Origin of the sequence: Paraburkholderia sp. SECH4, from assembly GCF_030511745.1 — a bacterium.
GTDB classification, from domain to species: Bacteria; Pseudomonadota; Gammaproteobacteria; order Burkholderiales; family Burkholderiaceae; genus Paraburkholderia; species Paraburkholderia madseniana.
Genome location: NZ_JALOCP010000007.1, coordinates 272,919 through 280,392, shown reverse-complemented (window position 1 = coordinate 280,392; position 7,474 = coordinate 272,919). Strand labels below are relative to the sequence as shown.

General features: G+C 63.6%; 9 protein-coding genes and 1 pseudogene. 6 read left to right on the top strand and 4 right to left on the bottom strand.

The annotated features are described in order from the left end of the window. Both M0D67_RS13405 and M0D67_RS13400 read right to left on the bottom strand, forming a co-directional pair. Positions 1-254: transposase (locus M0D67_RS13405; RefSeq protein ID WP_266238910.1), on the bottom strand; the 254-nt coding region annotated here is incomplete at its 3' end. Between the two features lie 229 nt (positions 255-483). After that, positions 484-690: pseudogene (locus M0D67_RS13400) on the bottom strand (LysR substrate-binding domain-containing protein); the annotation flags it as partial. A gap of 133 nt (positions 691-823) precedes the next feature. On the opposite strand from M0D67_RS13400, the gene M0D67_RS13395 reads away from it, so the two are divergent. The 6 genes from M0D67_RS13395 (at position 824) to M0D67_RS13370 (ending at position 6,128) form a co-directional block, all read left to right on the top strand. Continuing rightward, positions 824-1,072, top strand: coding sequence for a hypothetical protein (locus tag M0D67_RS13395; protein WP_154560118.1), 249 nt, complete (start codon positions 824-826; stop codon positions 1,070-1,072). A gap of 220 nt (positions 1,073-1,292) precedes the next feature. After that, positions 1,293-1,760 (top strand): rhodanese-like domain-containing protein, encoded by a 468-nt coding sequence (locus M0D67_RS13390; protein ID WP_171926898.1) that lies wholly within the window; start codon positions 1,293-1,295, stop codon positions 1,758-1,760. 42 nt (positions 1,761-1,802) lie between these two features. After that, positions 1,803-2,780, top strand: coding sequence for a serine O-acetyltransferase EpsC (gene epsC / locus M0D67_RS13385; protein ID WP_168435667.1), 978 nt, complete (start codon positions 1,803-1,805; stop codon positions 2,778-2,780). Next, complete coding sequence (locus tag M0D67_RS13380; protein WP_154560116.1) at positions 2,777-3,052, top strand: helix-turn-helix domain-containing protein; 276 nt, start codon at positions 2,777-2,779, stop codon at positions 3,050-3,052. The genes epsC and M0D67_RS13380 overlap by 4 nt, the downstream gene beginning before the upstream one ends. A gap of 108 nt (positions 3,053-3,160) precedes the next feature. Further along, positions 3,161-4,093, top strand: coding sequence for a family 2A encapsulin nanocompartment shell protein (locus tag M0D67_RS13375; RefSeq protein WP_054040017.1), 933 nt, complete (start codon positions 3,161-3,163; stop codon positions 4,091-4,093). After that, positions 4,068-6,128 (top strand): family 2A encapsulin nanocompartment cargo protein cysteine desulfurase, encoded by a 2,061-nt coding sequence (locus tag M0D67_RS13370; protein ID WP_266238909.1) that lies wholly within the window; start codon positions 4,068-4,070, stop codon positions 6,126-6,128. Before M0D67_RS13375 ends, M0D67_RS13370 begins: the two co-directional genes overlap by 26 nt. A 49-nt stretch (positions 6,129-6,177) precedes the next feature. Here M0D67_RS13370 and M0D67_RS13365 read toward each other — a convergent pair whose 3' ends face one another. Then, entirely contained in the window at positions 6,178-6,456 is a 279-nt protein-coding gene (locus M0D67_RS13365) for a DUF971 domain-containing protein (RefSeq protein WP_154560113.1), read from the bottom strand. Continuing rightward, a complete protein-coding gene (locus tag M0D67_RS13360; RefSeq protein ID WP_171926896.1) occupies positions 6,456-7,457 on the bottom strand; it encodes a HEAT repeat domain-containing protein in 1,002 nt (333 codons plus the stop codon). Before M0D67_RS13360 ends, M0D67_RS13365 begins: the two co-directional genes overlap by 1 nt. Positions 7,458-7,474: the final 17 nt, after the last annotated feature.

Here is a 7,474-nt window from a genome sequence, read left to right as displayed (position 1 = left end):
TGAGAGAGTATGTCGCGCTCCATCTTCAGTTGCCGGACTTCACGACGCAACCGTGTGAGCTCCTGCCGTTCGGCTGTGGTCAGACCGTCATGCCGCACGCCTGTGTCGCGATCAGCCTGCGCCACCCAGTTGTAGATGGTCTGTGCAGTCGGCTCGAACTCCTTTTCCAGTTCCTCCGGCCTGCGTCCAGCCTTCACCAGCTCGACCATTTGCGCCCGGAATTCCGCCGGGTACGGGGTACGATGCTTGCCCATAATCGGCACCTCCTTCTCCAAAGGATAGATGTCCGTTTTTCTGGGTCAACTTCAGTTCTGGTCGCCTCAGTGCATTGGTATCGCCAAAGGCACGACGCATATGCCGTGCCCGACGATACATCGCGGAGTTTGCCATGAACCGCGTCGATGCTTTACCGGCAAGGCGCGATGGAGCGTCGCAGCCGTTAAGAACCTATTGTCCTACAGATCGGCCCCGATAATCGAGTCGTCAGCGTTCGCGATAGTGCCCGGCCATATGGTCGACGAAAGCTCGCACCTTGGGCGCGACATACCGCGTTTGCGGGTAAAGGGCGTAATAGTGGCGCATGCCGAGAGAGTAGCCGGGCAGCAGGTGGACGAGGCGGCCGCGAGCCAGATCGGTCTGAACGGTATGCCGCGTGAACGCGGCGATGCCCACACCTGCCAGCGCAGCGGAGTAAAGCGCGGAGCCGTCAAGGTCTGGCTACGGTCCGATCCGTTCTCCGAAAACCATTCCACAAAAGCTTGTTTGCGATTCCGTATCCAAGTCGCTAGATTCATTAGTATCGCAATGAATCGACGGAGGTCGCATGGTCACACTTTCAGCGACGCTAATCTGGAGCGGACTGCGGCATCCCGTGCGAAGCCTGCAGAAGCAATTGTCAAAACGCGCGCCTGTTACGTCTGAGCAATCCTCCGACGTGAGCGCTGCCGCGACCTATACGTCCCCATCGCCCGAACGACTCGAACGCATTGCGGCTTACGCGCGCTGCGGCTATTTCCATATGGAATACACCGCTGGCATGTTTGTCGTGCCGCTCGAGATCCCACGGGAATAACGCGCGTGCCGGCGGTGGCGCGGCAAATCCGCGGCGCACGGACATAGCCTGGTTGCTTCAAGCCGGAGCATCCGAACCGATGCTTCTTTAGAAATGACAATTAATTGGTTCGGCTTCGGCTGGCTCTCTTTCATAGTGTCTCCTGATGGCTATAGGCGGTTGCAATCGCAGATGGCTTTGACCAGCGCGTACTGATTCGCGCCATATCGAAGGAGACGTCATGACGCTTGAACTCGCAGAACGACCCACCCACGCGCTGCTTGAAGCCGCCCGTTCGAGAGCCGCGGAAGCCGGTTTGCCCTATGCCGGTGGCCTGTCGCCACAGGATGCGTGGGCACTCGTCCAGGCCGGCGACGCCGTGCTGGTGGACGTGCGCACCGCCGAAGAACGCAAATTCGTCGGACTAGTACCGGACAGCCTGCATGTCGCGTGGGCGACGGGCACGAGCCTGACGCGCAATCCGCGCTTCGTGCGTGAACTGGAAGCGAAAGCCGGCAAGGACGCCGTCGTGCTGCTGCTGTGCCGCAGCGGCAACCGCTCGGCACTGGCCGCCGAGGCCGCGGCGAAAGCCGGCTTCACGCAGGTATTCAATGTTCTGGAAGGCTTTGAAGGGGAGCTGGACGGCGCGCAACGGCGCGGCGCCAGCAATGGTTGGCGCTTTCATGGGCTGCCATGGATTCAGGACTGACAGCCTGATCGTTCGCACTGCACTTTACGGGGAGTAACCGCTGTGGCTGTGTTTGATGTCGATGAGATTGTTCACGCGCTTCAGACGGTCCGCCAGCAATGGCGCGAAGTGCAGAAGCGCTCGCTCGAGCCGGGCGGGCGTGAATTGCCGGGGCGCGAAGCGCTCTCGGAGATTATTGAAACGCTGAAGGGCGTGCTTTTTCCGATGCGGCTCGGACCGCCCGATCTGCGTCAGGAAAGCGAAAATTTCTACGTCGGCCATGCGCTCGACGCCGCGCTGCATGCATTGCTGAGTCAGGCGCGTCTGGAGTTTCACTACCGCAGCCGCCATCAACCGCCGCCCGCCGCCACGATCGAGGCGCAGGCTGGCGTCGCGGTGCGCGCTTTCGCGGCGCGCTTGCCGGCGATACGCAGCTTGCTCGATAGCGACGTATTAGCCGCGTTTCACGGCGATCCGGCGGCGGGCAGCGTGGATGAAGTCCTGCTGTGCTACCCCGGCGTGCTGGCAATGATCCACCATCGGCTCGCGCATGAGTTGTATGGGTTGGGGCTGCCGCTGCTGGCGCGCATCATCGCCGAGCTCGCGCATGCGCAGACCGGTATCGACATTCATCCTGGGGCGCGGATCGGCGCGGGGTTCTTCATCGATCATGGGACGGGCGTGGTGATCGGCGAAACGGCCATCATCGGCGAACGCGTGCGGGTCTATCAGGCCGTCACGCTGGGCGCGAAGCGTTTTCCGCGCGACGCACAGGGACATCTGGAAAAGGGCCATGCACGGCATCCGATCGTCGAGGACGACGTCGTGATTTACGCGGGCGCCACCATTCTTGGACGCGTCACGCTCGGGCAGGGCGCGGTAATCGGCGGCAATGTGTGGGTCACGCAAGACGTTGCGCCCGGTTCGCACGTGACGCAGGCCGTGTCGCGCAACGAAGGCACCGGCGCCGCCGCGGTCCGCGAGCGGCCGCCGCGCGATCAGGCAGTCGCGGAGCCCGCCACGGCCGGGTCGGCTCGATGAGCGTGCTCGTCAGGGACTTCGGCGCCGCGGTGCGGCGCTTTCGTGAGGCGTCCGGCTGGTCGCAGGAGCAATTGGCCGAGCACGCCGGACTCAACCGGTCTTATGTCGGCGAGATCGAGCGCGGTTCTGCGATCGCGTCGATTGTCACGCTCGACAAGCTGGCCCGTGCTTTCAACGTGCCGGTCGAACGCCTGCTCAGCCATTCGTCCGATGGCGTGAGCGTTGCCGCACGCCCGCATTCCACACTCATCGATCCTGCGTCCGCCCGTTAGACCGCTGCGTTGCCGTCTATAGCATGTTGAACGGCCAGGGGCGTCTTCCCATAATCGCTCTCGTTCATAAGCTTTCCTGTTTTTCTTCTATCAATCCTGGAGCTTCAGATGACAGCAACAGTCGGCGGCCTGACGGCGCTCGGCGATACCGCAGCACGGCAACTAGCCAATGCCACCAAAACCGTTCCGCAACTCGCCACGATCACGCCCCGCTGGCTCACGCATCTGCTGCAATGGCTGCCGGTCGAGGCAGGCATCTATCGTCTGAACCAGGTGAAGAATCCTGAAGCCGTCAAGGCGGCCTGCACCGCGCGTGAAGATGAAAGCATTCTGCCGCGCACATTCGTGCCGTACGAAGAGCAACCGCGCGAGTACTTCCTGAATGCCGTCAGCACGGTGCTCGACGTGCACACGCGGATCTCGGATCTGTACAGCAGCCCGCACGACCAGATCAAGGAACAATTGCGGCTCACGATCGAAACGATCAAGGAGTTGCAGGAAAGCCAACTGATCAACAATCCGGACTACGGCCTGCTCGCGAACGTGGCCGAAGAGCAGCGCGTGTTTCCGCTGACCGGTGCGCCGACGCCCGACGATCTCGACGAGTTGCTGACCAAGGTATGGAAAGAACCGGCGTTCTTCCTGACGCATCCGCTCGCGATTGCCGCCTTCGGTCGTGAATGCACGCGCCGTGGCGTGCCGCCGCCGACGGTCAGCCTGTTCGGCTCGCAGTTCCTGACGTGGCGTGGCATTCCGCTGATTCCGTCGGACAAGGTGCCGGTTGCCGACGGCAAGACCAAGATCCTGCTGCTGCGCGTGGGCGACAAGCGCCAGGGCGTGGTCGGTCTGTTCCAGCCGGGCGTGGCCGGCGAACAGGGTCCGGGTCTGTCGGTCCGCTTCATGGGCATCAACAATCATGCGATCGCGTCGTATCTGATCTCGCTTTATTGCTCGCTCGCGGTGCATTCGCCGGACGCGCTGGCAGTTCTCGATGACGTGGAGATCGGCAAGTACCATGACTACCCAGACACCTACAAGTAAGCCCATGGATAGCGTCCTGCCGCACGATGTGCCGACGGGTCCGCCCGCGGGTTTGCCTGATCCGGCGACGTTAGCGTCGCTGGCCAATGCGTTCTTCTCGGCGCTGCCGGGCAACGCGCCGCAGGTAGGCGGTGCGCCCGACGTGGCCGCCACGCTGCCGTTCACGGCGCCTGTGACCAGCGAGATCAGCAATCCGGCCCCGGCCGGTTCGCCGCTCGCGGGTCCCGGCGGCGCGGGCACTGGCGTGCCTGGTGCAGCGTTGCCGCAGGGGCATGTGCCGGGAGGCAACTTGTTGCCTTCAGCACCTACGCATGCGCTGTCGTTGGGGAATCGCGCGCCTGCGTTGGCTCCCCATGCAGTTGCGCAGAACGGCTTGCCGGATAGCGCGGTGACCGTTGCGCCGGCACTCGATCCGCGCTTTGGCGGGGCGGCGCTGGGCGTGCCTGAAGCACACGGTGCGCAGCGTCCGTCCGCGGGTGGTGCAGCGCCTGCGTCGCCCGTCTCAGCGTCGCCTTATTATTTTCTTGGCGAAACGGCACAAGCCCGGACATCGACAGTTGCGTCGCCGGATATCGTCGTGCCGGGTTGGAACGAAGTCAACGCACAATCGCTCGGACTCCCTGGTGTCGATCAGCCGCTCGCCGAGCAGCGCTTCCCGTACGACAGGCCGGCAGCATCGCATGCGGCGCCGGGCGTCGCACCGGCGCAGCACACCGCCGGTTCGCACTATTTCCTGAATCTGAATGAGGGATCGCAATTTCCCGGGCACTCTTCCGCTAAGACAGATGGCGTGCCGCATGCCGGGCCGTCAGCGCATCCGCCGTTCGATGTGAATGCGATTCGCCGGGACTTTCCGATTCTGCAGGAACGCGTGAATGGCCGTCAGCTCGTGTGGTTCGACAATGCCGCGACCACGCACAAACCGCAGGCGGTGATCGATCGGCTCGCGTATTTCTACGCACATGAGAACTCGAACATCCATCGGGCTGCCCATGCGCTGGCCGGCCGCGCCACGGATGCGTACGAAGCCGCACGCAGCAAGGTGCAGCGTTTCATTGGCGCGGCATCGCCGGAGGAAATCATCTTCGTGCGCGGCACCACCGAAGCGATCAACCTGATCGCGAAGACGTGGGGCGTGAAGCATGTCGGCGAGGGTGATGAGATCATCGTCTCGCATCTGGAGCATCACGCCAACATCGTGCCGTGGCAGCAGCTTGCCGCACAAACCGGTGCCAAGCTGCGCGTGATTCCGGTCGACGACAGTGGTCAGGTTCTGCTCGACGAATATCGGCGGCTGCTCAATGACCGAACGAAGATTGTGTCGGTCACGCAGGTGTCGAATGCGTTGGGCACGGTGGTGCCGGTCAAGGAGATCGTCGAGCTGGCGCATCGGGCAGGGGCGAAGGCGTTGGTCGACGGTGCTCAGTCTGTGTCGCACATGCGGGTAGACGTGCAGGCGCTCGACGCGGATTTCTTCGTGTTCTCGGGTCACAAGGTGTTCGGTCCGACCGGCATCGGCGTGGTCTACGGCAAGCGCGCGATTCTGGAGGATATGCCGCCCTGGCAGGGTGGCGGCAACATGATCGCGGACGTCACCTTCGAGCGCACCGTATTCCAGCCTCCGCCGAATCGTTTCGAAGCGGGCACGGGCAATATCGCCGATGCGGTAGGACTGGGTGCTGCGATCGATTACGTTCAGCGCGTGGGCATCGAGAATATCGCGCGCTATGAACACGATCTGCTGGCCTATGCGACGAGCGTGCTGCAGCCCGTGCCCGGTGTGCGCCTGATTGGCACGGCGCGCGACAAGGCCAGCGTGCTGTCCTTTGTGTTGAAGGGCTACGAGACCGAGGAAGTAGGGCAGGCGCTGAACGAAGAGGGCATCGCCGTGCGCTCGGGGCATCATTGCGCGCAGCCGATCTTGCGGCGCTTTGGCGTGGAAGCCACGGTGAGGCCGTCGCTTGCGTTCTACAACACCTGCGATGAAGTCGATGCGCTGGTGTCGGTTGTGCGTCGGCTGTCTTCGCGACGCTAATGAAAAGCGGCGGCCGTTTATTGCGGTCGCCGCTTTCCTACGCCTGCATTCAGGCAATTCCCGCCAGATAATCCCACGGATAAATTCCCTGCGCGTGTCCGTCGCTGAACACGATCTGCACGCCGTAGCCCATCGGCTGCACGTCGACAATCGCGAGGCGCGGCTCGATTCGCGCCACCTGGCCCGAACGCGTCAAGCGACGGCATGTCGAGCAAGGGCACCGCTCCCTCAGCGTGGCGTTGTCGATCCACTGCGTTTGGCCATCGCGCCACGTCAGGGACAGTCGCCCCGTCGCGGCATGAATCGTCACGTGTTCGGGCGCGTTCATCAGTGCGCCTTTTCAATCTGCGCCAACGCTATACGTGCGGCCTTGCGTACTTCCGGGTCGGGATCGGTCGCGGTTGCGTGCAAGGCCGGCAACGAGGCTGTGTCGCCCAGTTCGCCAAGCGACAATGCCGCTTCCTTGCGCAGATTGCTGATCGCATGCGTGAGCAGCGCGGCGACCGCCGTGCTCGCGGTAGCGTTTGCATTGCCGAGTTTGCCTAACGCGCGGACTGCCTGCAGACGGACTTGCCAGTAGTCGTCGTCGAGCGCCGCGATCAATGCACCCTGTGCGCTCGGCGCGCGCAGTTTGCCGAGTGTGGCCGCCGCTTCTTCACGGACCTGCCACGCGGCATCGCACAACGCGCTCAGCAACGCGGCGATGGTTTCGTCCGTCGCCGCGGCGCCAATGCCCAACGCGCCGATTGCCGCGCGTCGCACGGTGGCGCTCGCATCCTGCGCGGCGATGGCGGTAAGAGGGCCAAGCGCGCGCTCGCTCTTCAACCAGCCGAGCACGCCCACGGCTTCGAGCCGCACACCATCTTCGCTAGCGCTCAGTGCGGCCAGCGCGGGTTCCAACGCACCCGCATAGCGTAATTCGCGCAGGCCGCGAAGCGCAGCCTGGCGCACGAACGGATCGTCATGCGTGGTCCACGGCGCGAGCAGTGGCCCGGATTCAGGGTCCTTCAGATTGGACAGACTCTGCGCGGCTGCGTCGCGGACATCTTCAGCACGATCTGCCAGCGCTTCGCACAGCGCCGTTACCGCGTCGGCGCGCTCCCATGCACCGAGCACCTCGGCGGCTTGCGCCCGAACGTCCGATGATGTGTCGGTGCGTAACGCAGCGACAATCGGTCCGAGCAAGGCTTCGTCTTCGAGGTCGGCGAGCGCAAGGAGAGCGATGCGGCGCACGGCGGCGTCCGCGGACGCGAGGCGCGGCAGGAGTGCTGCGGCCTCCGGATCGAGGGAATCAGGGTCGAACGTCAGCGGAAGCGAAATATCAGTCATGAGTTGAGTGGTGTCTT